Origin of the sequence: Blautia sp. OF03-13 (assembly GCF_003460685.1) — a bacterium.
Lineage (GTDB): Bacteria > Bacillota > Clostridia > Lachnospirales > Lachnospiraceae > Fusicatenibacter > Fusicatenibacter saccharivorans.
Genome location: NZ_QTVR01000019.1, coordinates 23,332 through 47,178, shown reverse-complemented (window position 1 = coordinate 47,178; position 23,847 = coordinate 23,332). Strand labels below are relative to the sequence as shown.

Below are 23,847 nucleotides of genomic sequence, written 5' to 3'. Positions count from 1 at the left end.
GATGAAATTTTGTGATCACAAGATTCACGTCGAGCATGTAAAATTTTCTGTGATGCAAAATTTTATAAAGAAGGGAACACGCTATGAATATTTATGGTTACATACGAGTAAGTAGCGAGATCAAAATGAAGATCGGCAGTTATTATCGTTGAAACGAATTGGTGTTTTGGAAAAGAATATTTATCTGGATAAGCAGTCGGGCAGAGATTTTAACCGTCCACAATATCGTAAAATGATACGAAAATTAAAGAAAGATGATTTGTTGTATATAAAAAGTATTGATCGACTGGGAAGAAATTATGAGGAAATTTTGGAACAATGGCGTGTGCTGACAAAAGAAAAAGGTGTTGATATTGTTGTCCTTGATATGCCATTGCTCGATACTCGAAGGGGAAAAGATCTGATGGGAACCTTTTTGAGCGATATTGTTTTACAGGTGTTGTCTTTTGTGGCAGAAAGTGAAAGCAAAAATATTCGTCAACGGCAGGCAGAAGGAATTGCAGCTGCAAAAGCAAAAGGAGTGAAATTTGGCAGACCGTCGCGGTCGGTACCGGATAATTTTGATGAAGTTCATAGGGAATGGAGAGAAAAAAAGATAACGTTAAAGGAAGCTGCGAAAGCATGTGACATGCCGGTTGGGACGTTTTATGGGAAGATAAGAAAAATGGAAGATGAAAAGCAAATGACAGGAGAGCAGAATTTGTAAATGTGTACTTTTGCAAATTCTGAAAATTCAAGTTACTTTGTTGTATTATACAATATTAGGAAGAAAAAAACAATGTATTTTAGTGAAAATATATAAAGAAATAGAATGTATTTTCTGATCTGCAAAAGTACACTTTCTGAAAACGGGGGATTAGGTAGGGGGGATGAAAAAGAAAAAATCGAAATCCAAAACCAAAGATATAGAAGCAGGAGGAATGTGTTATGACACGAAAAAAACAGATGTATTTGTTTTTAATGGTCTTAAGCATGATGATGCTAATTGGATGTGGTAAGTCAACATCGGGAACCAAAGAAGTTACAGATGGCAGCATTGTGGTTCAAGTTCCAGAGGGCAGTACTGTAGAGAGTTTATTTGATTTTACATCTACAGAGAATATCAGCTTAAGTGGTGCAGCAAGTGGAATAATTCATGTGGGAAATTTGGCAAACGGCAACTCAGTAGTATGGAAATCAGATTCAGTTTTTCTGTATCTGCAAGGAAAAGCCCAAGATGTAAGTGTGATATATTACTCGAACAGGCTTGATGATGATCCGATTCCCTATAGCGAATTTAAAGAATAATTTATGGTTCATGTTTGAAAAGAAGGAGAAAAATTAAATGACATATATACGTATCGGTGGCAGCAGTTTTTCTGATAAAGATATTTTTGCGTTTGTTATAGTTGTTTTAGTGATAGGAATCGCTTCCTGGATTGGATACTTTATTTTGAAATCAAAGGACAATTCCAAGCCACTGGAAAAATCGAAAGTAAAAATTCTTGAGAAACCAGTACAAAAAGGAAACATTGAATGGTATGTGGTTGAATTTGAAAATGGAGAGCGTAAAAAGCTTAGAAGTTTTCATGCAGACACCATATTTATTGCAGTAGGAGATGAAGGCATCCTGGAATATCGGGGAATTACAATTCAATCGTTTCGGCCATTAACAGCAAAAAAATAGATAAAAAAATAAATTAAGAGAGAAGGAAGAATATGGGAACAGCTACATATGTAAAAATTTGTTGTCCACGGTGTGGAGAAAAAGACTTAAATATTATAGGAGATCGGGATATAGGAGGTGCTGTAGCAAGCGGAATGGGTGTTTCTGTATTTGCTGGTACGAAAGCTGGAGTATTAGCCGGAGCGAGTGGTTTACAACAGAAGACATATTGGATCTGTAAAAAATGTGGAAGAAAATTTAGAAATCCAGATGAACTTACGGCAGAGATAGAAGCATACCAAAAACGGGCTAAAGGATTTAAAATTGTAGGAATAATAATGTCAGTATTGATGCTGGTAGCGGCGGCAGGAATGCTCATTAATGGAATCGGAATCATGGCATTGTTTTTCTTGATTCTGGATGCACCATTTATTTTATGTATGCGGGTATCTGCATACCAAGTTCAGAGCCGAAAACAAGAGCTGAACGAAATTATGGAAGGGATGCAAAGAATGTGGCAATCTGGATCCAAATAAAATAGTGTTCGTGATAAAAATTTCAAAATGTGGAGGGAAATAAATGCTTTGCAAAAAATGCGGAACAGAAAATCCAGATGGGGCAAAATATTGCAGTAAATGTGGAAAAGCGCTAAATGAAAAGTCACCTGCAAAAAAAAACAGAGAAAAGGGTATTGTATTAGCAGTGTGTGTGATTGTAGCAGTCGTACTTCTTGTTTATACACTTGGGGGAAGAAGCTACAAAAAGACAATAGATACATTTGTAACGTCGCAGTTTGCGGTAGATGCACAATCTATTGTAGAATTGCTTCCGGAAAAGGTAGTAGATAAAGCATTAGAGGAGACAGGATATAGCAAAACAGAGTTGGTAGATGAGGCGAATGATTCTCTCAAGAAACAAGTGGATTCCTTGGATCAATCGCTGGGAGATGACTGGAAACTGTCTTATAAAATGACAAATGTTGAAGATGTGACAGATGATGACCTGGATGATTTAAAAAGCAATTATGAAGATATAAACGTAAAAGTATCTGCAGCTAAAACTGTAGAGGTTGAGTTTACTTTGAAAGGAGATGAAACAGAAGTAAGCAATTCTCTGGAAATATCTGTAATAAAAGTAGATCGTTCTTGGTATTTAGATCTGTATACAATGGGAAACCTGTTTTAGAAGAAAAATCAGATGAAAAAGGACTCTGTATGTTTTATACGGGGTCCTTTTTTGAAAGGAGCACAAATGGAAAAGAAAATGAGGAATATTTTGATCGCGTTGATAATAGGGTTTCAAGTATTTCCGATTACGGTATATGGAAAAGGGAAAGATGCTTTTCTGGCATATCAGGAAGCAATGCAGAAAACAGTCGTGTCAGGAAACTGGAAAGAAGAACTGGATATGGATGCAGATATGACAATTATCCAGGGAAAAGCAAAAACGAAAACGAAAGTTACATTGGATGCAGTTACAGAGGTATCTGGTTATGATGAGAATGACAGTTCTGCAGTTCAAATGACAGGCTCTGCCAGTATGGCTGTACTTGGACAAAAATATATATGGAATATGACGTATCGAGATGGGACGGCTCATTATGAATATAAGGAACCAGTAAGCAAAACGGTAGATGTTGAGATGAATCCAAATTATTTTCAGTTCTCTTCATTAACGCAGAATATGATGAAAAAGAGTAAAATTTCTGGGAATGAGATTACCTTTACAATTCCGGCAGAGAAAGCGAATGAGATAGGAGTAGCCGCTGCTCAGATGGTAGAGGGAGTAGAAAATTTAAAATACAGCGATGTAGAAACAAAAATAACCATAGATAAAACAACAGGAAAGATTGATGAAATTCTTATGGACTTTCAGGCATCTATGCAGTATCAGGGATATGATGCGGATATGCAGTATACAGTAAAATATAAATTTTTAAGTCTCGATCAGGGTGGAGCAGAGGAAACGGAACAGCAGAAGAATGAGGAGGAAAGCACACCAGAAGATGGATTAGCGGTTTATTCAGATTATACCAGTCTGAGTATTTGTAAAGATAATATCATTACGTTAAGTGCTGGAATTTTCAACAATGGAGAACTGATGGATGATGTTTCCGGAATTACATTTTGGGTAGATGATTCATCAGTTCTTGAACTAAAAAAAACAGGTGTGGCAGATAAACGACGTTATACAGAATGGAAAGGAATTCAGACGGGAACGGCACATGTGTTTTTTCAAGACACAAATACAGGGTATATGAGTGAGATTCCAGTTACAGTGTATAAAGACCATGAGCATTCCTATACGGTAAATGCTGTGCCTGTACAATATATTGAAAAAGAATATGCTACCAATATTTATAATATGAATGGTTTATATATTGACAATTATGCATATGAAATAAATAAAGATAATAGGACAGCAAGTGTATCGTTTGATGTATACAACAGCAGTTACATATATGGAAGTGTAGAGACGTATGATGAAAATGGACGTTTAAAAGATGTGATTTTGATTAAAAAGATGAGTTCCAGTAATACGAGTATGAAAGGTGCATTGTGGGATAACACAAGTGGATTGATTTCTGATTTGAAAGATGGAACAATAGGAAGTTATCGACAGAAAAGTGGATTTTCAAAAAAGACGTCAGTCAAGATAGAAATACCAAAAGATGGGTATATTAAAATCAGCAATGATCCACAGGATTCGGCAGTGGTCAATATTATAAATTCAGCGGATCTCCTGATTGGCATTGGCAAACTGGCAAAGACGATCAAAAATTTTGATGTGGACAGTGAAGTATTTAGCAAAGCATTGACTAAAAAACTGCTGGAAAGTAAAACATTTGTGACTTTAATTGAAGATGGAAGCGAGCTTCCGCAAAATTTATGTAAAGGTGTTTCAGATAAAGTATTTTTTTCGACAGAATCGTTGGGTTCATTTAGCGAAACCATTATAAAAAATTTAAATGAATTTGATTTGATGGAGGTCATTGAGGATACAGCTAAAGATTTCGGTGTGAGTATTGGCGAAAAAATATTTCATTTTGTATCTGGTCCGGCAGGAAAAGCTTTAGATGCAATATTTGTTATGGGAAAAGTTGAAAATGAATTTTTGCAGCATATGAATTTTATCAGGTCGCAGGGCGTGGGTTCTGTTTATATTCAAAATCAAAAAGGATTTCGGGCATCGCAGCAGATCAGGGTGGAGAGCAAAAATGGATTTTCAGATGAAACATCGCTGAGCGTTTTTAAAGTGGAGTTGGATTCTGAAAAATTGGAGGAACTAAAGAAAACAAATTTAGCGGCTTACAATGCGATTAAAGATCGAACATCTTACACATACAATATTTCACTTATGGAAAGCGGAGAAGAAATACAGCCAGAACAAAATGTGCAGGTATATATTCCAATTCCAGAAAAAATGAAGCTTTTTGCCTATCTTGGAAAAACAAAAATTTACAGGGTGGAAGCGGATGGATCCTTAACAGAAATGGATGTGAAAATAAAAAATGGAGAATTTATATTTGAAACATCACATTTTAGCGTTTATACATTGATAGAGGAGAGTCTAAGAAAAGAGATTATGTTAGTAATATTAAGCATTTTAGTTTTTGCTGGAATATTAGTATATTTGAGGAAAAGAAAAAAATAAATTGTAGGGCATTGTGTAACAAAAAAAGAATGTATTAAATCAAGTATAAAAAAGCAAATAAAGGTCATATCCAGTTATGGTGTAGAATTACGAAAACAAAATATTCCGATCAGCCAGACACTGGAGATTTACTGTTCCACAGTTGCTGATTCGTCTTATATCGAAACTGACGATGCACAAGGAGAAACCAATATTGTCCTTGATGTTGCAGATCAGCCGGTGAAACATCAAAATAAGATGTTGGTAATTATTTTAGGAATTGGGATTCTGGCAATTGGTGTTATAGCTATTTTAGCAATTAAAAGGAAACAAAGAAAGTGAAAGGAAAGACCGGACGAAACATATCTAAAAACTAAAAGCTTGTAACGAAGAAACAGGTGCTATCTGAGAAAAAGAGATAGCACCTGTTTCTTCGTTATCCACAGCAGCCCGGAATCAGAAATCCGATGTAGCTGATGAGAAACAGTACAAGCCAGACTGCTCCCGGCAGGAGTGTCAGATGGCAGGAGGCGCGTTTCCACTCAGCGGGAAGTTTTGCAGTGAGTGAAGAATAGCCGTCATCGATCCAGACCATCAGCGGGACAAGCGCTGGCATCAGGTAGCGGCCCTGCGACTGGTAGTCGCTGAAATACGTGTTGTACATGTCCATGAACAGCGTGATCAGGCAGGCGAGGAGCAGCATCACAAAGAGGAGAAGCTGCGGCTTTTTGCGGAGCCAGTGCGGGATCATGGCAAGAAACAGAAACAGCAGGAATCCGAACGCCATCAGCGCACCGTACAGCAGGTAAAGCACCATCGGAAGATGGACGGTCATGTAGGAGAACGAGCCGATGAAGCTGCTGACGGTGGAGAACAGCCAGTTGGAGGTGCGTCCCTCCGGGGTCTGTAAATACGTCTGCTTAAAGCTCCAGCCTTCGGATGCCGGTGTCTGGCGGTTTTTCGGTTTGTACTCCTCAGTGGCATACAGCGATGCGGATTCCTTTGTGGTGCGCATGCCGAGCAGGTCTCCGTCGTGGATGACGGCATTGCGGATGAAGAACCAGCCGCCGATCAGGAAGGCGATGGCAAAGACCAGAAGAGCTTTGGCGAAGATCTCCTTTGCCGGTTTCCTGAAATGTATCATCAGCGCGAAGAATAGAAGAATGCTGCAGAGCAGATACGCGTAGGCGTTGTAGTACGACAGCGCGCAGAGTCCGCAGCCTGCTCCAAGGCCGATACAGTCTTTTTTGCAGAATGCGCTTTTCATGCCGCGAATCCAGAAATAGATGATCAGTGCGACCGTGAAAACGGCGAACGAGTCGTTGTTCACATAGCAGGAGAGGAACACAAACTGCGGCAGAAAACCGACGAAAATACCGCCGAGCAGTGCGGATTCGCGCCGTTCAAAGAGCTCTTCGCCGATCAGAAACACAACGATCAGTGTGCCGGTGCCGGAAAGGACGCTGGTGAGGCGGGCGGCAGTTAAAAGAGCCGCTGCACTTTTCGTAAACAGCGATGTAATGGCCATAAACACGGAGCTGATGATCGCGGTCAGATACGGATACAGCGCATAGGAGAATCCCCACAGCGGATGGCGCACCGATTCTTCCATGCCGTTCGGCAGTGTGTGGTGTGAGACGATGTATTCCGGAATCAGCATCCGCATCGCCTCATCGGGGGCGTGTTCGGTTTTCAGGAAAATCGAGGTGCCAAAAGAGATGCAGAAAAAGCCGAAAATCAGCATATACTTGGCCCAGTAGTAGTCTTTTTTATTCATAGAGTCTCCTAAAATCTCCAGTCCCGGACGGGAAAAAGTCCGGCGTAATATTTCGCGGCGGAACAAAAATGGAAAAGCGTCCGTCCGCGGATACGTTATAGTATACATGATTCTTATGGTAAAAGAAATTGATTTTTCGTCGAAAAACAAACAAACTGCTCCATGGCTTCACCGTTTTTTCACAAATTTTCCAGCAAATTATCACATTTTCAGAATAAGATAAAGTGTCTTTAGAAAATGAGAGCATCTCCGGCTCTTTCACCCCCAAGGGCGGGCTGGGACTGCTTTAAGAAACAAGGAGGAAGGAACATTGATAGAGGTTAAAAACCTGGTGAAACGCTATGGCGACCACGTAGCTGTCAATAACCTGAGTTTTACCGTAGAAGAAGGCCAGATCTATGGATTTCTTGGCCCGAATGGAGCCGGAAAATCAACGACCATGAACATCATCACCGGCTATCTGGCATCTACGGAGGGCGAAGTGCTGATCAACGGCCACAACATCCTGGAGGAGCCGGAGGAGGCAAAAAAATGCATCGGCTATCTGCCGGAGCTGCCGCCGGTCTACACGGATATGACCGTTCTGGAATATCTGAAATTCGTGGCGGAATTAAAGAAAATTCCAAAGGATCAGAGAAAGAAACAGATTCTTGAGGTCATGAATCTGGTGAAGATCACCGATATGCAGAACCGTCTGATCAAGAACCTGTCGAAAGGATACCGTCAGAGAGTCGGACTGGCACAGGCGGTGCTCGGTTATCCGCCGATCATCATTCTCGACGAGCCGACCGTAGGTCTGGACCCGAAGCAGATCATTGAGATCCGCGATCTGATTAAATCACTGGGCAAAAAACATACCGTTATCTTAAGTTCCCATATCCTTTCCGAGGTCAGCGCCGTCTGCGATTACGTCATGATTATCGCAAAGGGACAGCTCGTTGCGAGTGATACCCCGGAAAACTTAAGTAAACTGATGCTTGGATCAAACACGGTTACATGTACCGTTCACGGAACGAGAAAGCAGCTGGTTCCGGCGCTTAATGCGCTCGATGCAAAAGAGATCCAATATGAAAATACGCCGAATGAGGAGCAGATTAAGGTAAAAATTACCACGGAAAAGGATAAGGATATCCGCGAGGAGCTGTTCTATGCACTGGCAAAGGCCAACTGCCCGATCCTCGAGCTGACTTCCTCCTCGATGTCTCTGGAAGACGTCTTCCTGGAGCTGACCGATGATTCCGGAAAGGCTGCAAGAAAGCTGAAAAAAGCAGAGAAAGAACAGCTGAAACAAAAAGAATGTGAAAAAGAATGTGAACCAGAAGCAGACAAAACGGCTGTCGGGGAAACGTCTGAAGAAAAAAGCACAGATGTAGCGGAATCAGCCGCTGAAACAAAACAGGAGGAGGGAGACGCACAATGACGGCGATTTATAAAAAAGAGTTAAAAAGCTATCTGACAAGCATGATCGGATATCTGTTTATGGCGTTTACTCTGGCGCTGTTCGGCCTGTATTTTACGGCCATCAACCTGCAGCAGGGTTACCCGGAGATCGGATACGCGCTGCAGAATTCCGCATTTATTCTGCTGATCGCAGTACCGGTTCTGACAATGCGTGTCCTGTCGGAGGAGCAGAAAAATAAGACGGATCAGCTGCTCCTTACCGCACCGGTAAAAATTTCCGATATTATCCTTGGAAAATATCTGGCACTTCTCACCATTTATGTGATTCCGGTGCTGATTATGTGCCTGTATCCGCTGCTTCTTGGAACCCACGGAACAGTTTCCTACGCTGTATCCTACACTTCGATCCTTGGCTATTTCCTGCTGGGAGCAGCCTATATTTCGGTCGGTGTGTTCGTTTCCTCCATCACCGAGAGCCAGGTCATCGCAGCCGTTGTCGGCTTTGTGATCCTGTTCCTGTGCTACGTGGAGAGCGGTATCGCAAACTTCTTCCCGGAAGGAGCCGGAAGCTCTTTCTTTGCTTTCTTTATCATCATTGCACTGGTATGCCTCTGGATCGGCAGTATGATTAAAAACCCGATCATTACAGGTGTGATTGCCGTGATCGGCGAAGGCGCGCTGACGGCAGTTTACTTCACAAAATCCACCCTTCTCGAGGGCAAAATCCAGGATCTGCTCGGTGTATTCAACATGGCAGGCCATATGGATAACTTTGTGAACGGTATTCTGGACATTGGCGGTGTTGTTTACTACCTGTCCGTCATTGCAATCTGCACTTTCCTTGCAATGCAGTCCCTGCAGAAGAAACGCTGGAATTAGGAGGTGGAGACGATGAGCAGCGAAAAGAAAGAAAAGAAACAGCATAAAATGAATTTTAATATTAAAGAAAAGCTGAAAAAGACGTTCTCCAAAGAACATCTGAAGGAAGTGTTTACCGGCGAGGAGCAGAAAAAGCATCTGAAACAGGGCTCTTATTCTTCGATTATGACGGTGATTGTTCTGGCTGTGATTGTGGTTATTAACCTGATTGTGGCGCAGATTCCGACCAGCAAAACACAGATTGACCTGAGTACGCAGAAAATGTACTCCATTACAGATGAGACGAAAACGGCATTAAAGGATCTCGATCAAGACGTTACCCTGTATTATATTGTGCAGAAGGGCAGTGAGGATGACACCATCGAGAAGCTGCTGGAGCACTACGATGAGCTTTCTGACCATATCAAAGTAGAGACAAAAGACCCGGATCTGTATCCGAAATTTACGAGTCAGTATACCGATCAGACGGTAGCTGCAAACAGTGTAATTGTCGTATGCGGCGATAAGAGCAAGGTGGTCAGCAACAGTGATATGTGGGAGACTTCCACAAACTATCAGACCTATCAGACACAGACAACCGGCTTTGACGGCGAGGGTCAGATTACCAGCGCCATCACGTATGTGACGAGTGAAAACAACCCGAAGGTTTACTGGGTAACCGGCCACGGCGAGGCTTCCGAGAGTGATCTCTCTACAAACTTTAGTGATGCCATTAACAAAAACAATGTGGAAATCAGTGATCTTGCCCTGATGACAGACGATATCCCGGAGGATGCCGAGGAGCTTGTGATCATGTCCCCGACCACCGATTTCTCCGAGGATGAGGCAAATAAAGTCATTACCTACCTGGAAAACGGCGGAAAGCTTCTGATGTTCACCAGCTATACCGGAACGGATATGCCGAATCTGGATTCCATACTGGAAAATTACGGTGTGAAACGCTCCAGCGGAATTGTTGTGGAGACCGATTCCCAGCATTATTATCCGCAGATGCCGTATTATCTGCTGCCTAACATTCAGAGTGATGACATTACAACCGAAGTAAAGAGTAATTACATTCTGATGCCGGTTGCACAGGCAATTCAGAAGCTCGATTCTTATCGTGATACCATTACGATCAAGAGCCTTCTGACGACCACCGAGGACGCTTATATTGAAAATGACCCGGAGAACAGCACCTGGTCGAAGAGTGCGGACAGTGAGACGGGCGCATTTGACCTTGGTGTTTCCATCACAGAGACTGTAGATGATAAAGAGACACAGATCATTTATTTCTCGAGTGCATCGATGCTGAGTAGCCAGATTGACCAGGCAATCAGCGGTGCGAACTCGAAGCTGGCAGCGACTGCACTGACCTCCATGTGTGATGTGGAGCAGACCGTTGTTATTCCAAGCAAGAGCACAAGCTATACAAACCTGGTATTTACACAGGGAGCAGTTAACACCTGGTCTATTATTACCATTGCGGGAATTCCGCTGGTACTTGTTGTGATTGGCGTGATGATCTGGATGAAGAGGAGAAAACAGTGATGAAGAAAAAAGGAAAGATGGCGGCCTGCCTGATCCTTTTGGTACTGCTTCTTGCCGTATTGGTGGTGCTGACGAAGAAAAACAGCACCGCCGATGCGGACAGCGGCAGTTCGGATTCTGGTGCAGACGCCGAAAAAGTGGTTGATTTTTCAAAAGATGATGTAACAGCGCTTTCGTTCCGGATCAACGGAGAGACGGTGTCCTTTACGAAAACAGCAGGAGACGATGATACCGATATCTGGACATACGACCAGGAGGATGGATTCCCCCTGGATGAGAGCAAGATAACGAGCGTTTTAAGCTCTCTTAGCAGCATGACAGCAGAAAGAGTCATTGAAGACGATGAAATCGATTCTATGGCCGATTTTGGGCTCGAGACGCCGTCTCAGGAGGTTGTAGTGACTGCGGGAGACGAGAAAACGACGATTCATGTCGGAGATAAGAACAGCTCGAGCAGATACTATATTTATCTGAACGATGATACGAGTAAGGTTTATCTGGTAAGCACATCGCTTGGAACGATGTTCCCGTCCGATATGATGGAGTGGGCGACAACGGAATCCATGCCATCTGTGACGGCGGAAAACATTACGAAGCTGCAGGTGGAGGGTGAGAACGGATATACACTGACAAAAGAAGTAAGCGCTGCTGATTCGGCACTCCAGACGGATGAATGGCAGGTTGTGGACGCAGATGGAGCGGCACATGGCGGTGATGCGGATTCGATCGGCACCATGACAAGTGCAGTGGCATCTCTTAGCTTTGGAGATCTTGTTACGTACAACGCATCGGATCTTTCCCAGTACGGACTGGATCAGCCAAAGACGACGATTCGCGTGCATTACACGGAAGAGCAGGAGGTTGAGGCTGACGATACAACAACGGCAGATACTTCTTCGGATTCCACAACAGATTCTGCATCAAGCGACAGCACTGCAACGAGCTCTTCTTCCGAAACGACAACTGTTACGGTGGAGAAAGATCTGGTATTGTATGTCGGCAATGCAAATGAGGACGGCGGTTCTTATTACGTGAAGCTGGACGGCTCGAATGAAGTTCATCTGATGACGGCTTCGAACGTTGAAACCTTCACCGGAAAGAAGGCATCTGATTTCTGGAACATGTATATCGGCATGGAAAATGTATCGGATCTGACGAGCCTTGATATTACGTATAACGGCGAGACGAAGACGTATGTACGCCATATGGAAGAGAAAAAGGATGACGACAGCGATTCCACAACACAGGAAATCAGTTACACCTGCGGCGATGAAACGATTGATAAATCAACGTTTACCACCTTCTATTCTTCACTCATTGGCCTGAAGGCACAGACGAAGGATGAGAGCCTCGTACAGGCCAAGGATGCCGAGTTTACCGCAGTCTTCCATATGACAGACGGCGACCTGACATTCGCTTACAGCCCGTATGATTCGAGCTTCTATTACACGGTAGATGAGGACGGAGTTCCGTCACTCGTGAATAAAAATAACGTGAAGACCATGCTGGAAAATTACGGGAAACTGCTTGAGGCAAAGACGGAAGATGACAGTTCTTCAGACAGCACGTCAGAATCAGCGGAATAAAGAGTCATTAAAATCTGGTTAAAATTGAAAACGGAGGATTTACTGAGAGTGAAAAAATCAGTAAATCCTCCGTTTTTTTTGTCTCATTTTTTCGCTCGAGGCCGGGAGCAGAAGGGGGTATTACTGTACCGGTGCGAAGAAGATCTGGATCTGGTCTAAGAGGGCCTGTGGGGCCTCCATCTGCGGCATGTGCTTTGTTTTTGGCAGGATCTGGGTTTCGATGGAAGTGTTGAGTGCCGTGTACAGCGCAAAGGTTTCTGCGATGCCCGGCTCTTCCTCGCCGCCGATGAGGAAGATGCTGTTGTCAATGTGCTTTAAGGCGTGGCCGATGTTGAGGTTCACGTAATTGCCCGCAAGGCTTGCAAAAAGGTACTTTCCGGCACTGCTCTGGAGGTGGGCTGACTCATAGAAGGCGTCTACGTCCTCCGGCGAGCGGTGGAACGGGTTGTGGTAGTAGCTCTCGGTGAATAAAAGCTCGATGTTGGAGCGGCCGGTGAGCGTGTGGTACAGCAGCGTGCCGACAAGCGGGAGCTCAATCATGCGTTTCAGGAAGCGGCTGCGTTTATCCGGAATTTTGTTGAGCTTGGCAAGGTCGGTCGGGTTGATCATCATGATTCGGCCGAAGCATTTCGGGGCTGTATTGCAGGCGGTTACGACGAAAGAACCGGATAAACCGGATGCAATTACGTCGGTTGGACATCCGATGACCTGCTTGATGAAGGTGACGATGAGCTGTACGTATAAAAAGTTTGTGTACGTGATCGCCGGCTTGTCGGAACGGCCGCAGCCGAGAAGATCGAGTGTGTAGACGGTGTGATCCTTTGCGAGAGTATCCTCAATATACTGCCATTCGCGGCCGCTGGAGGCACAATGTAAGTCATGAAGTAAGAGCATCGGGGTTCCGGTGCCTTTTTTTGTGTAAAAAATATCGCCGAACTGCCAGGAAAAGATCTCTTTTTCAGCCGAGGCGAGCAGGTTTTTCCGTACGGCGGCGGTATCGAGCGTTTTATTCAGAAAGTAAATCGCTGCGCCGGACATCGTGGTGAGGACACTCAAGGTGACCAGTTTTTTGCTGTGTTTCATATGATAAAACTCCTTTCAGGGGTCTCCCGGAGGGGAGGAATCGGTTCGAAACGTTGTGTTGAGCTTATTATAAGCGAAAAAAGGGAAAGATACAATGCAAAAATTAAGGGAAAAATGAGAAAAAGAGACGAAAATAAGACGCAATTTGACGAAAAGCGTAGACAATTCCAGGAGAACTACGTTATGTCAACTACTGGCGAATGGCATATTTAAATAGTTTACATAACTGCAAAAAACAGAGAAAAAATGATGCAATAATACACATAAAAGCATGAAAACGGCACTATGGGATAAAATCCTTCCAGATTGGTAAAAATCCATGAAAAAATGGTCCCAAAATGCGTTTAGTAAATGGTTTGGAAAATCCGAAAAAACGAATGTAAAAGTTCAATTCATACGAAAATATAAAAATATAATTAAATAATTTAATAAAGAAAGAAAACAGAGACGAAAAACCGCGTGAAACGCGCGAAAATACAGGAAAAATGTAGAAAAGACGGAGAAAATCAAAAATAAAATAGAAAATACGATTGTTTTAAAAATAAGAGAGGTGAAAAATGAGAGTGATTTTCGAAAAGCTGGGAAGCAAATCGCTTCTCACTGATCGCCGAAGACCGAAAATCGTAAAAAACGATGTTTCACGTGAAACATTTTGAGAGACGTGAAACGTGAAAAATGAGACGGGGAAAGTGACATAAGTAGAAACGAAAAAATGAAGGACGATCTAAAAAAATGGCAAAAAGAGGGTGTAAAACGATGGAAGAGGCGGAAAAAGCAAAAAAGATAAAAATGAGTTGAGAAAAGGCAAAAAACGACTGAAAAGGGGAAAATGTAGTATAGACATGGGCGAAAAGAATAAAAACGGGAGGGAGAGGCAGTGAAAGGCAGTGAAAGGCAAGAAAATGGTGTGAAATGGCGATGAGGGATAAAAAACGGAGAGAAGAAATAAAAAATGTTGATAAAAGAGAAAAAGTGAGATTGTTTACAAAAAAAGAGAAAGGTAAGCCAGAAAGATGGAAAAGAGGATAAAAGACGTGGGAGCGAGAGAAAAATATTAAAACCATAAAAACAGAAAAATTATAGTGAAATCAAATAAATCGATAAAAAACAGAAAATGTGCAGCTTGGCCTGTAAAATAAGAAAATCAAAGAAAAACCGCCCGAAAAGAGAAAAACTGGAGAAAAAATGAAAAAGAGGATGTCTCACGGATTATGCCTCTTACTGATGAAAATAAAGAGAAAAATGCTGAAAATTTGAAAAAAGCGAGGAAGAACGATGAAAAAACAGAGCCCTGGTGAATAAAAATACATTTTATATACAAAAGAGACATTTACGATCACCGAACAACCATAAACAGTTTTAATTCCTGATCTATGCATCAATAATATCCTGATAAGTTGATTTTTTCTTCCTAATCACCTGAGATTTCCTTGAAAAAGAGCATCACACGATTAAAATAACGTTTCCAGTATATTTATACCTCAAAAACGTCAAAAATTAAAATGTTTCACGTGAACATTTTATAAAACTGTGTGAAACAGAAAAAAATGTTCTGACATTGCAGAATTACTTGGAAACCATCAAAAAATGCAAAATCATCGCTGAAAAAATTCCAAAAAACCTTTAAACAGCGTAAAAATCGAGAAAAATTATTGTAAAACAGTGCTTTTCAAAATGTTTCACGTGAAACATCGCCAAAAATCTCCAATTTTCTTATGTTTCAAACCGCCTAATCATGCAAAAATGCAGAAAATGTTTCACGTGAAACATTTCCAGTAGTAAAATCCGGCGTAGTATGATAAAATATCTTTGTCCCAAATTGGGGCAATTTTGAGATAGAATCTGAAGAATTCCTCAGATAGACTGGCATAGAAAAGGAGATTTTTCCTATCTATATGCCAAAACACCTGCCGCATGAATCATTTTTTTGAAAGAAGTGCCGGCAGGTCATTTCCTGTAAAAAGGAAAAACTGCAAATGGAAAACAAAAAGATGAAAGGAGGCAATACATATTTTGGGAAGAACAATTGCAATTGCAAACCAGAAAGGCGGCGTAGGTAAATCTACCACCGCAATTAACCTTTCTTCCTGTTTAGGAGAAATGGGACAAAAAGTTCTGACCATTGATATGGACCCGCAGGGAAATACCACCAGCGGAATGGGAGTAGAGAAAAATGAAGTGGAAAATACCATCTATGAGCTGCTTCTTGGAGAGTCAAAACTGGAGGACTGCATCATTCCTCTGAATTTTGACAATCTTTCCCTTATCCCTTCCAATGTCAATCTGGCCGGAGCGGAGATCGAGCTGATCGGGGTGGAAGACAAAGAATTCATCCTGAAAAACGCAATTGATCAGGTTCGCGATCAGTACGACTTCATTATTATTGACTGTCCGCCATCCTTAAATATGCTGACAATCAACGCGATGACCACCGCGGACACCGTTCTGGTGCCGATTCAGTGTGAATATTACGCACTGGAGGGCTTATCCCAGCTTATGCACACGATTGAGCTGGTGCAGGAGCGTCTGAATCCGGAACTGGAGATGGAAGGCGTTGTCTTTACCATGTACGATGCGAGAACGAATCTTTCTCTGCAGGTAGTAGAAAACGTAAAAGACAGCCTGGATCAGAATATCTACAAAACCATTATTCCGAGAAATGTCCGCCTTGCGGAGGCACCGAGCTACGGTATGCCGATCAACTATTACGACAAGCGGTCCACTGGTGCAGAGAGCTACCGTCTCCTGGCAGACGAAGTGATTCACAGGGGGGATGAAGAGTAATGGCAGCGAGAAGAGGAGGATTAGGCAAGGGCCTGGATTCCCTGATTTCACCGGGACATTCGGCCAAAGCAGAAGCAAAAGAGAAACCGGCAAAACCGGAGGTCAAAGTAGTCGAGAAGGTTGTTGAAAAAGTTGTCGAAAAACCAGTCGAGATGAAACTGAAAATCTCCGAAATTGAACCGAACCGCGAACAGCCGCGAAAATCCTTTGACGAGGACGGCCTGATCGAACTTTCGGAATCCATCAAACAGTTCGGAGTTCTGCAGCCGATTCTGGTGCAGAAAAAAGATGATTATTATGAGATCATCGCAGGGGAACGGAGATGGAGGCTGCAAAGCTTGCCGGAATCAAAGAAGTACCGGTCATCATCAAAGATTTTACCGAGCAGGAAGTTGTCGAGATTTCCCTGATTGAAAATATTCAGAGAGAATCCCTGAACCCGATTGAGGAGGCACACGCATACAAACGCCTGATGGAAGAGTTCCATCTCCGCCAGGATGAAATCGCAGAGCGCGTTTCCAAGAGCAGAACAGCGGTTACAAACTCGATGCGTCTCCTGAAACTGGACGACAGGGTACAGCAGATGGTTGTCGATGAAATGCTGACAACCGGTCATGTGCGTACGCTGCTGGCGTTGGAGAATAAAGAGCTCCAGTACAATACGGCAATGAAAATCTTCGATGAAAAGCTCAGTGTCCGTGAGACCGAGCGCCTGGTCAAAGAGATCCTGAATCCGAAGGTGAAGAAAGAAAAGAAAGTCAATCTGGAAGAGGAAGCCATCTACGAAGGTCTGGAAGAGAAAATTAAGAGTATCATTGGTACGAAGGTTTCCATTCACCGCGGGGCAAAGCACAAAGGAAAGATCGAGATCGAGTATTATTCCCAGGAAGAGCTCGAGAGAATCATGGATCTGTTTGAATCAATACAGTAAGAGGTAGAATAATGAGCGATTTATTTAGTAAGGTAGGAATTGACCTTGGCGTTGTTGTACTTCTTCTGATTGTACTGATTATCGTGATGATGATTATGACGGTCAGCATGTCGCTGCGTCTGAGCAGACTGAACCAGAAGTACAGAAGCTTTATGAAGGGAAAAGACGCCCAGTCACTCGAAAAGCTGTTTCATCAGCGGTTCAAGGAAATTGACAAACTGAACAAGCAGAATGAGCTGACGAAAAAAAATCTTGCGGATCTGAAAAAGATCCAGGGCATGACGCTGAACAAATACGGAATCGTAAAATATGATGCGTTTGACGATGTGGGCGGAAAGATGAGTTTTGCGCTGGCAATGCTCGACAAAGAAAACACAGGTTTTATCCTGAATGCAATCCACAGCCGTGACAACTGTTTTTTATATCTGAAAGAGATCGTAAAAGGCGAGTCCTATATCATGCTGAGCGCCGAGGAAATCGACGCGCTGCGCCAGGCAATTACGATGAATTCGATCGATCTGATGTAAAAGCGGACCGCAGAAAAACAGCATGAAAGAACGCTTGAAAAAATGCATATACTGTTATATGATGGTACTGGAACGCGCCAAACCCGCATAAATGCTGGAAAAACGGCAGTGGTTCCGGGCTGGAAAGAACAAAAAGAATCCCGCCAAAATGAGGGGATAAGATCTACTAGGAGGAAATTATGTTAGACATTAAGTTTTTAAGAGAAAACCCGGAAGTTGTAAAACAGAATATCCGAAATAAATTCCAGGATCAGAAACTGGAGCTGGTTGATAAAGTCATCGAGCTGGATAAAGAAAACCGTGACATCAAACAGGAAGTAGAAGCACTTCGTGCAAAAAGAAACAAAATCTCCAAACAGATCGGCGCACTGATGGGCCAGGGCAAGAGAGAAGAGGCTGAGGAAGTAAAGAAACAGGTAGCTGTTGACGGTTCCCGCATCGAGGCTCTTTCTGCAAGAGAAAAAGAAGTAGAAGAAGAAATCAAGAAGATCATGATGGTGATCCCGAACATCATCGATCCTTCCGTACCGATCGGAAAAGATGACAGCGAGAACGTAGAAGCAGAGCGCTTCGGCGAGCCGGTTGTACCGGATTTTGAAATCCCGTATCACACCGACATTATGGAGTCCTTCGACGGAATCGATCTGGACGCAGCAAGAGAAGTTGCAGGAAACGGATTCTATTATCTGATGGGCGACATTGCACGCCTCCACTCTGCCATCCTTTCTTATGCAAGAGATTTCATGATCGACCGCGGATTTACCTACTGCGTACCGCCTTTCATGATCCACGGCAACGTCGTAAACGGTGTTATGAGCTTCGCTGAGATGGAGTCCATGATGTACAAAATCGAGGGCGAGGATCTGTACCTGATCGGAACCAGCGAGCACTCCATGATCGGTAAATTCATCGACAGCATCATCCCGGAGGAGAAACTGCCTCTGACTCTGACCAGCTACTCTCCGTGCTCCGTAAAGAAAAAGGAGCACACGGCATCGAGGAGCGTGGTGTTTATCGTATCCACCAGTTCGAGAAACAGGAGATGGTTGTTGTCTGCAAACCGGAAGACAGCATGATGTGGTATGACAAACTGTGGAAGAACACCGTAGACCTGTTCCGTTCCATGGATATCCCGGTTCGTACTCTGGAGTGCTGCTCCGGTGACCTGGCTGACCTGAAAGTAAAATCTGTCGATGTTGAGGCATGGTCTCCGCGTCAGAAGAAATACTTCGAGGTAGGAGCTGCTCTAACCTTGGTGATGCACAGGCAAGACGTCTGAAAATCCGTGTCAACGGCGAGGACGGAAAGAAATACCTGGCACATACCCTGAACAACACCGTAGTTGCTCCGCCGCGTATGCTGATCGCATTCCTGGAGAACAACCTGAATGCAGACGGAACCGTAAGCATTCCGGAAGTTCTTCGTATGTACATGGGCGGAAAAGAGAAACTGGTTCCGAAACACTAATCGCATAAGAAATACAAAGGAATGAGAGGAGGTGTTCTTATGCACGCTTACCTGAAAACCATTGGATTTTCAAAGATCAAGACGACGAAGGAACTCCAGGAGATTCTTCGTGATGTAGTAGAAAACTACGACCGTAAAAAGATTGTGGAAACAGAAGAACACCACCTTTTTGCTGAATTTTCGAAAGAATATGCATATGACTGTGGTATCACGGTCTGTGGGGAAATTGATGAGAACAACCGTTTCCAGATGGAATATTATTATCCCTATTTCGAGGGCGGGCAGATCAGCTCCTACGAGGAGGTATCGGTGGAGCGCCACGTCGATAAGGAATCGTTTGCAGGCGCCTGCGACGATATGCGGCTTGGCATCACGATGATCTTTTATCTGACGCATGCAGCGGAATATCTTGAGATGAAACAGAAAAATGCGCTGCAGCCGCTTCCGCTCCCGCTTTCTGTCTCCGGTCTTGCAGCGGAAGGAACAATTCTGCTTCCGATCCAGAAAGACCCGGAACAGGTCGAGAAAGAGCGCCGCAGCACGCAGCAGAAGAATTCACTGATCTCGGCTGCCAGAAACGGGGATGAGGATGCGATGGAAAGTCTCACCATGGATGATATTGACACATATGCCATGATTTCCCAGCGTCTGACGAAGGAAGATGTCTTTTCTATTGTAGATAGCTTTTTTATGCCGAGCGGTCTCGAATGTGACCAGTACAGCGTGATGGGTGAAATTACGGAGATGAATACAACGAAGAACGCGGTAACGGGCGAGCGGGTGTATGAGCTCGGCCTCGTCTGCAACGATGTGCCGATAGACATCTGTATCAACGAAAAGGATTTATTTGGAGTACCGGAAGTGGGAAGACGTTTCAAAGGCCAGATCTGGCTGCAGGGAATGCTGGAACATCTGTAAGGGAAAAATAAAAAGAGCGAGGACGGAAAAAGAGAAAATTCAGTCCTCGTTCTTTTTTTGCAGATTTTTATAGCGATAAACGGATGTTTACTGGTTCTGCACCAGATTCAGATGCTTACGCACCCGCTCGATCAGCATTTCAAGAGCAACGGTGTTCTGTCCGCCTCCGGGATGATCACGTCGGCACGGCGCTTGCTCGGCTCTACGAACTGCTCGTGCATCGGTTTTACGGTCGTCAGGTACTGCGTTACAACGCTGTCCAGGGAACGGCCGCGCTCTTTTACATCGCGCAGGATCCGGCGGAGAATCCGCACGTCCGCATCGGTATCGACAAAGACTTTGATGTCCATCAGATCGCAGAGATCCTTCTCAACGAAGAGGAGAATGCCCTCGAGCACGATAACCGGGGCAGGATGGACCAGAATCGTTTTATCCGAGCGGTTATGCATGGCATAATCGTAAACCGGCATCTCGATGGATTTTCCGGCTTTCAGCTCGAGAATGTGCTGGCATAACAGGTCGGTATCAAAGGCATCGGGATGATCGTAATTTAATTTGGCACGCTCCTCAAAAGGAATATAGTCATGGCGTTTGTAATAGTTGTCATGGCGCAGAATGCTCACTTCATCGCGTCCAAAACTTTCTACCAGCTTATCTGCCAGTGTCGTTTTTCCACTGCCGTTTCCTCCGGCAATTCCTATCAGTATCGTATCCATAAGAAACTCCTTTTTATCCGATGATAGCCAGTGTTGCGCTTGTTCCGAGACGGCTTGCGCCGGCATCTACCATAGCCTGTGCCTCGTCTGCGTTGTGGATTCCGCCGGAAGCTTTTACGCCCATATCCGGGCCTACGGTCTTTCTCATCAGGCAACATCAGCCGCTTTTGCACCGCCGGTAGAAAATCCGGTGGAGGTTTTTACGAAGTCAGCGCCGGCTTCTTTTGCGAGCTCGCACGCTTTTACTTTCTCTTCATCGGTTAAAAGGCAGGTCTCGATGATGACTTTCAGAACGATGTCCTTGCCGCATACTTCTTTTAAGGTCTGGATATCGGAGCGTACGAAGTCGTATTTGCCGTCTTTGAGGGCTCCGACGTTGATGACCATATCAACCTCCTGTGCACCGTCTTCGATGGCTGCATGGGTCTCAAACGCTTTTACACGGGTATCGGACATGCCCAGAGGGAAGCCGACAACGGTGCAGACTTTGACGTCAGATCCTTTGAGCTTTTCAGCAACGAATTTGGTGTAGTACTGGTTGACGCAGACAGAAGCAAAATCATGTGCAAGTGCCTCGTCGCAGATCTTTGCAACCTGTGCTTCGGTTGCGTCTGCTTTTAAAATAGTGTGGTCAAATAATTTGGTGTTCAGCATAATTTTTTCCTTTCTTTGATGAAAAATAAATCAGAATGATAGAGAAAAGGCAGAGCCGAAAAAACACAGTTCGGATTTAACGGCTCTGCCTTTAAAAATTGTAACTATTCAGAGCCACATCTCGATTCCGCTGCGCTGCATCTCGATGTGGCTGCTCGCCATATGAAATTCCAGAAAAAACCGCTCATTCATGCAAGCATGATTCGCAATTTTTTCTTCCATTTCACATGGCTCTGAATAGTTACATATTATCTTGCGCCCTTATCGTATGGAATACCTTCGGCTTTCGGAGCCTGGGAATTCTTGGATGTGAAGGCGAGAATAATCATGGATGCGATAAACGGCATCATGTTGTAAATGTTCTTGGACAGTCCCAGATGGGAGAGGACGGTGGAGTCCGCAATGTTTGCCAGGGAACGGAATACCGCAAAGAATACGGCTGCTCCGGCAATGTGGAACGGTTTCCACTGACCGAAGATCATAACAGCGAGGGCAAGGAATCCGGCACCGGCTACGCCGACTTCGAAGTTCCAGGTGGTAACGGACGGAACGATGTAGGCAAATCCGCCGATACCGCCGAGTGCACCGGAGATGATAACACCGGTGTATCTCCACTGGTATACGTTGATACCAACAGAGTCGGCTGCCTGTGGATGCTCACCGCAGGCACGCAGGCGCAGTCCCCATTTCGTTTTGAAGAGAAACACGTAGCTGCAGATCAGAAGGATGATGCCGATGAACAGGAAGATGTTCACGGTAAATGGTCCGATCTTGTAAATGAAAGCGGCGTTGGTGTAGTTCAGCTTTGCGGAAGCTGCACCGTTTCCGGCATCCGAGCCGTTGTTGAATGCTTTTACCAGGACGATGGCAATGGCAGTAGCCAGCATGTTCAGCGCGGTTCCGCCGATCGTCTGGTCTGCTTTCAGTGTGATGGCGGAGAAGCCAAGCAGCAGAGAGTAGATCATACCGGATACGGCGCTCGCCAGAATGGAAAGTGCCACAAGTGCAGGAGCCGGGAGGTCCGGGAACAGAACCAGGACGAAGACACCGGCAAGGCCGCCGATCGCCATGATTCCTTCCAGCGCGATGTTGATGACACCGCTTCGCTCGGAGAACATACCGCCCATCGCAACGAGCATCAGAACAACGGCGTACAGTAAGGTAAATTTAATTAAAAGGAACATTATTTCTTCTCCTCCTTTCCGTTGTCTGCATTGGCATTTGCTTTCTGCTCTTTTTTGCTCTTGAACAGGTTTGCAACGATGCCCTTGAACAGGGTAACGAATGCGCAAAGGTAAATGATAACGGCAACGATCAGGTCCGCGATCTCCGGCTGATAATATTTCGTAGGCAGGTAAGCACCGCCGACCGAAATATGAGCAACGAAGAGAGCAGCGAAGATAACGCCGATCGGGTTGCTAAGTGCAAGAAGCGCAACCGGGATACCATTAAATCCGATGGCCGGGAGTGCTGTCGATACCTGCGGGTTCCACTCGGATGCACCGGAGAGGAAGTAGAGGCCTGCACCGATTCCGGCAAGCGCACCTGCGATGGTCATGGAGAGAACAACGTTTCTCTTCTCGTTGATGCCGGCGTATTTGGCAGCATCCTTATTGAATCCGCAGGCTTTCAGCTCATAGCCGAAGGTTGTTTTGTTCAGAACGATGTAGATGATGACCGCAATGGCAATCGCAATGAAAATCGCAATCGTTGTGGAACTGGTACGGAAAATGGAGTTCATGCCGCAGTCCGGAATCAGGGATTTCGGAGAAGCGGAGCTTAATTTGTAAGTACGTGTGGTCTTCTGATCATACATGCCCGGGATGGTGTTGTACATCAGCTCATTGACAAGATAAAGACCAATCCAGTTGAACATGATGGAAGTAATAACTTCATTTACGTTGAAGTATGCTTTGAAGATACCAGGAACTGCTCCCCAGATGGCTCCGCAGACCATAGCAGCCAGAAGGCATACATACCATGGCATGTGGAGGATGATGGCAAAATACAGGGCGCCGAAGACACCGACGGTGTACTGTCCGGCAGCACCGATGTTGAACAGACCTGTTTTAAAAGCAAATGCAACCGAAAGTCCGGTCATAATCAGGGGAGCGGACTGAGCGATTTCACTTCCGATTCCCTTCGGCTTTAAGTAAAAGCCGCCTTTGATGATTCGTGTAAATCCATCCACTGCGTTCTCCGCGTTGATGCAGTATAAAATGATAAATCCCACAAGAAGACCGATCACAATACATACAAGAGAAGCGACAATGGACAGAAGAGCGTTTTTCGTTTTTTCGTTCATGCTTTTCTTAC

16 protein-coding genes and 5 pseudogenes are annotated in these 23,847 nt (G+C 44.3%); 15 read left to right on the top strand and 6 right to left on the bottom strand.

The window, feature by feature from the left end; translation table 11 throughout:
• The first annotated feature begins 83 nt into the window (after window positions 1-83).
• The 6 genes and pseudogenes from DXA55_RS13475 (at window position 84) to DXA55_RS13450 (ending at window position 5,299) form a co-directional block, all read left to right on the top strand.
• A pseudogene (locus DXA55_RS13475) lies at window positions 84-706 on the top strand (recombinase family protein).
• A 221-nt stretch (window positions 707-927) separates the two neighbouring features.
• On the top strand, window positions 928-1,287 hold the full coding sequence (locus tag DXA55_RS13470; protein ID WP_117805248.1) for a hypothetical protein: 360 nt from the start codon (window positions 928-930) through the stop codon (window positions 1,285-1,287).
• 37 nt (window positions 1,288-1,324) lie between these two features.
• A complete protein-coding gene (locus DXA55_RS13465; protein ID WP_117805247.1) occupies window positions 1,325-1,666 on the top strand; it encodes a hypothetical protein in 342 nt (113 codons plus the stop codon).
• Window positions 1,667-1,698: 32 nt separating this feature from the next.
• Window positions 1,699-2,181 (top strand): hypothetical protein, encoded by a 483-nt coding sequence (locus DXA55_RS13460; protein WP_117814435.1) that lies wholly within the window; start codon window positions 1,699-1,701, stop codon window positions 2,179-2,181.
• A gap of 43 nt (window positions 2,182-2,224) precedes the next feature.
• Window positions 2,225-2,830, top strand: a complete 606-nt coding sequence (locus tag DXA55_RS13455; RefSeq protein ID WP_117805245.1) for a zinc ribbon domain-containing protein — start codon at window positions 2,225-2,227, stop codon at window positions 2,828-2,830.
• A gap of 66 nt (window positions 2,831-2,896) precedes the next feature.
• Complete coding sequence (locus DXA55_RS13450) at window positions 2,897-5,299, top strand: hypothetical protein (protein WP_117805244.1); 2,403 nt, start codon at window positions 2,897-2,899, stop codon at window positions 5,297-5,299.
• Between the two features lie 415 nt (window positions 5,300-5,714).
• On the opposite strand, the gene DXA55_RS13445 is transcribed toward DXA55_RS13450, so the two are convergent.
• Window positions 5,715-7,055: an ArnT family glycosyltransferase gene (locus tag DXA55_RS13445; RefSeq protein ID WP_158565088.1), complete on the bottom strand. Its 1,341-nt coding sequence runs from the start codon at window positions 7,053-7,055 to the stop codon at window positions 5,715-5,717.
• Between the two features lie 310 nt (window positions 7,056-7,365).
• Between DXA55_RS13445 and DXA55_RS13440 the strand changes: the two genes are divergently transcribed.
• The 4 genes from DXA55_RS13440 to DXA55_RS13425 are packed head-to-tail and all read left to right on the top strand — an operon-like array spanning window position 7,366 to window position 12,451.
• Entirely contained in the window at window positions 7,366-8,475 is a 1,110-nt protein-coding gene (locus DXA55_RS13440) for an ABC transporter ATP-binding protein (protein WP_117814432.1), read from the top strand.
• Window positions 8,472-9,335: an ABC transporter permease subunit gene (locus DXA55_RS13435; protein ID WP_022462025.1), complete on the top strand. Its 864-nt coding sequence runs from the start codon at window positions 8,472-8,474 to the stop codon at window positions 9,333-9,335. The genes DXA55_RS13440 and DXA55_RS13435 overlap by 4 nt, the downstream gene beginning before the upstream one ends.
• A 12-nt stretch (window positions 9,336-9,347) precedes the next feature.
• Window positions 9,348-10,865, top strand: coding sequence for a GldG family protein (locus DXA55_RS13430; RefSeq protein WP_022462024.1), 1,518 nt, complete (start codon window positions 9,348-9,350; stop codon window positions 10,863-10,865).
• Window positions 10,865-12,451, top strand: a complete 1,587-nt coding sequence (locus tag DXA55_RS13425; RefSeq protein ID WP_117814431.1) for a DUF4340 domain-containing protein — start codon at window positions 10,865-10,867, stop codon at window positions 12,449-12,451. Before DXA55_RS13430 ends, DXA55_RS13425 begins: the two co-directional genes overlap by 1 nt.
• A gap of 120 nt (window positions 12,452-12,571) precedes the next feature.
• Here DXA55_RS13425 and DXA55_RS13420 read toward each other — a convergent pair whose 3' ends face one another.
• Window positions 12,572-13,534, bottom strand: a complete 963-nt coding sequence (locus tag DXA55_RS13420) for an alpha/beta fold hydrolase (RefSeq protein WP_117814430.1) — start codon at window positions 13,532-13,534, stop codon at window positions 12,572-12,574.
• 2,013 nt (window positions 13,535-15,547) lie between these two features.
• Between DXA55_RS13420 and DXA55_RS13410 the strand changes: the two genes are divergently transcribed.
• The 5 genes and pseudogenes from DXA55_RS13410 (at window position 15,548) to DXA55_RS13390 (ending at window position 20,161) form a co-directional block, all read left to right on the top strand.
• Window positions 15,548-16,318, top strand: a complete 771-nt coding sequence (locus DXA55_RS13410; RefSeq protein ID WP_022461756.1) for a ParA family protein — start codon at window positions 15,548-15,550, stop codon at window positions 16,316-16,318.
• Window positions 16,318-17,249: pseudogene (locus tag DXA55_RS13405) on the top strand (ParB/RepB/Spo0J family partition protein). Before DXA55_RS13410 ends, DXA55_RS13405 begins: the two are co-directional and overlap by 1 nt.
• An 11-nt stretch (window positions 17,250-17,260) precedes the next feature.
• The gene (locus DXA55_RS13400; protein WP_022461754.1) at window positions 17,261-17,776 is read left to right on the top strand and encodes a DUF4446 family protein; all 516 of its coding nucleotides are present in this window, start codon (window positions 17,261-17,263) and stop codon (window positions 17,774-17,776) included.
• 179 nt (window positions 17,777-17,955) lie between these two features.
• Window positions 17,956-19,243 (top strand): annotated as a pseudogene (serS, locus tag DXA55_RS13395) (serine--tRNA ligase).
• Between the two features lie 39 nt (window positions 19,244-19,282).
• Window positions 19,283-20,161: a DUF3881 family protein gene (locus DXA55_RS13390; RefSeq protein ID WP_117510628.1), complete on the top strand. Its 879-nt coding sequence runs from the start codon at window positions 19,283-19,285 to the stop codon at window positions 20,159-20,161.
• A gap of 87 nt (window positions 20,162-20,248) precedes the next feature.
• Here DXA55_RS13390 and udk read toward each other — a convergent pair.
• The 4 genes and pseudogenes from udk to DXA55_RS13370 form a co-directional block, all read right to left on the bottom strand.
• Window positions 20,249-20,877 (bottom strand): annotated as a pseudogene (gene udk / locus DXA55_RS13385) (uridine kinase).
• Between the two features lie 13 nt (window positions 20,878-20,890).
• Window positions 20,891-21,531: pseudogene (deoC, locus tag DXA55_RS13380) on the bottom strand (deoxyribose-phosphate aldolase).
• Between the two features lie 248 nt (window positions 21,532-21,779).
• Window positions 21,780-22,715 carry an ABC transporter permease gene (locus DXA55_RS13375; protein ID WP_055225933.1) on the bottom strand — a complete coding sequence of 312 codons (936 nt, stop codon included), beginning with the start codon at window positions 22,713-22,715 and terminating at the stop codon, window positions 21,780-21,782.
• Window positions 22,715-23,836, bottom strand: a complete 1,122-nt coding sequence (locus DXA55_RS13370; RefSeq protein WP_022461586.1) for an ABC transporter permease — start codon at window positions 23,834-23,836, stop codon at window positions 22,715-22,717. Before DXA55_RS13370 ends, DXA55_RS13375 begins: the two co-directional genes overlap by 1 nt.
• Window positions 23,837-23,847 lie beyond the last annotated feature (11 nt).

Coding starts and splice junctions, on each gene's coding strand:
- DXA55_RS13470 (WP_117805248.1), top strand. CDS start 928: ATGACACGAAAAAAACAGATGTATTTGTTTTTAATGGTCTTAAGCATG.
- DXA55_RS13420 (WP_117814430.1), bottom strand. CDS start 13,534: ATGAAACACAGCAAAAAACTGGTCACCTTGAGTGTCCTCACCACGATG.
- DXA55_RS13400 (WP_022461754.1), top strand. CDS start 17,261: ATGAGCGATTTATTTAGTAAGGTAGGAATTGACCTTGGCGTTGTTGTA.
- DXA55_RS13430 (WP_022462024.1), top strand. CDS start 9,348: ATGAGCAGCGAAAAGAAAGAAAAGAAACAGCATAAAATGAATTTTAAT.
- DXA55_RS13435 (WP_022462025.1), top strand. CDS start 8,472: ATGACGGCGATTTATAAAAAAGAGTTAAAAAGCTATCTGACAAGCATG.
- DXA55_RS13450 (WP_117805244.1), top strand. CDS start 2,897: ATGGAAAAGAAAATGAGGAATATTTTGATCGCGTTGATAATAGGGTTT.
- DXA55_RS13370 (WP_022461586.1), bottom strand. CDS start 23,836: ATGAACGAAAAAACGAAAAACGCTCTTCTGTCCATTGTCGCTTCTCTT.
- DXA55_RS13465 (WP_117805247.1), top strand. CDS start 1,325: ATGACATATATACGTATCGGTGGCAGCAGTTTTTCTGATAAAGATATT.
- DXA55_RS13375 (WP_055225933.1), bottom strand. CDS start 22,715: ATGTTCCTTTTAATTAAATTTACCTTACTGTACGCCGTTGTTCTGATG.
- DXA55_RS13460 (WP_117814435.1), top strand. CDS start 1,699: ATGGGAACAGCTACATATGTAAAAATTTGTTGTCCACGGTGTGGAGAA.
- DXA55_RS13390 (WP_117510628.1), top strand. CDS start 19,283: ATGCACGCTTACCTGAAAACCATTGGATTTTCAAAGATCAAGACGACG.
- DXA55_RS13445 (WP_158565088.1), bottom strand. CDS start 7,055: ATGAATAAAAAAGACTACTACTGGGCCAAGTATATGCTGATTTTCGGC.
- DXA55_RS13425 (WP_117814431.1), top strand. CDS start 10,865: ATGAAGAAAAAAGGAAAGATGGCGGCCTGCCTGATCCTTTTGGTACTG.
- DXA55_RS13455 (WP_117805245.1), top strand. CDS start 2,225: ATGCTTTGCAAAAAATGCGGAACAGAAAATCCAGATGGGGCAAAATAT.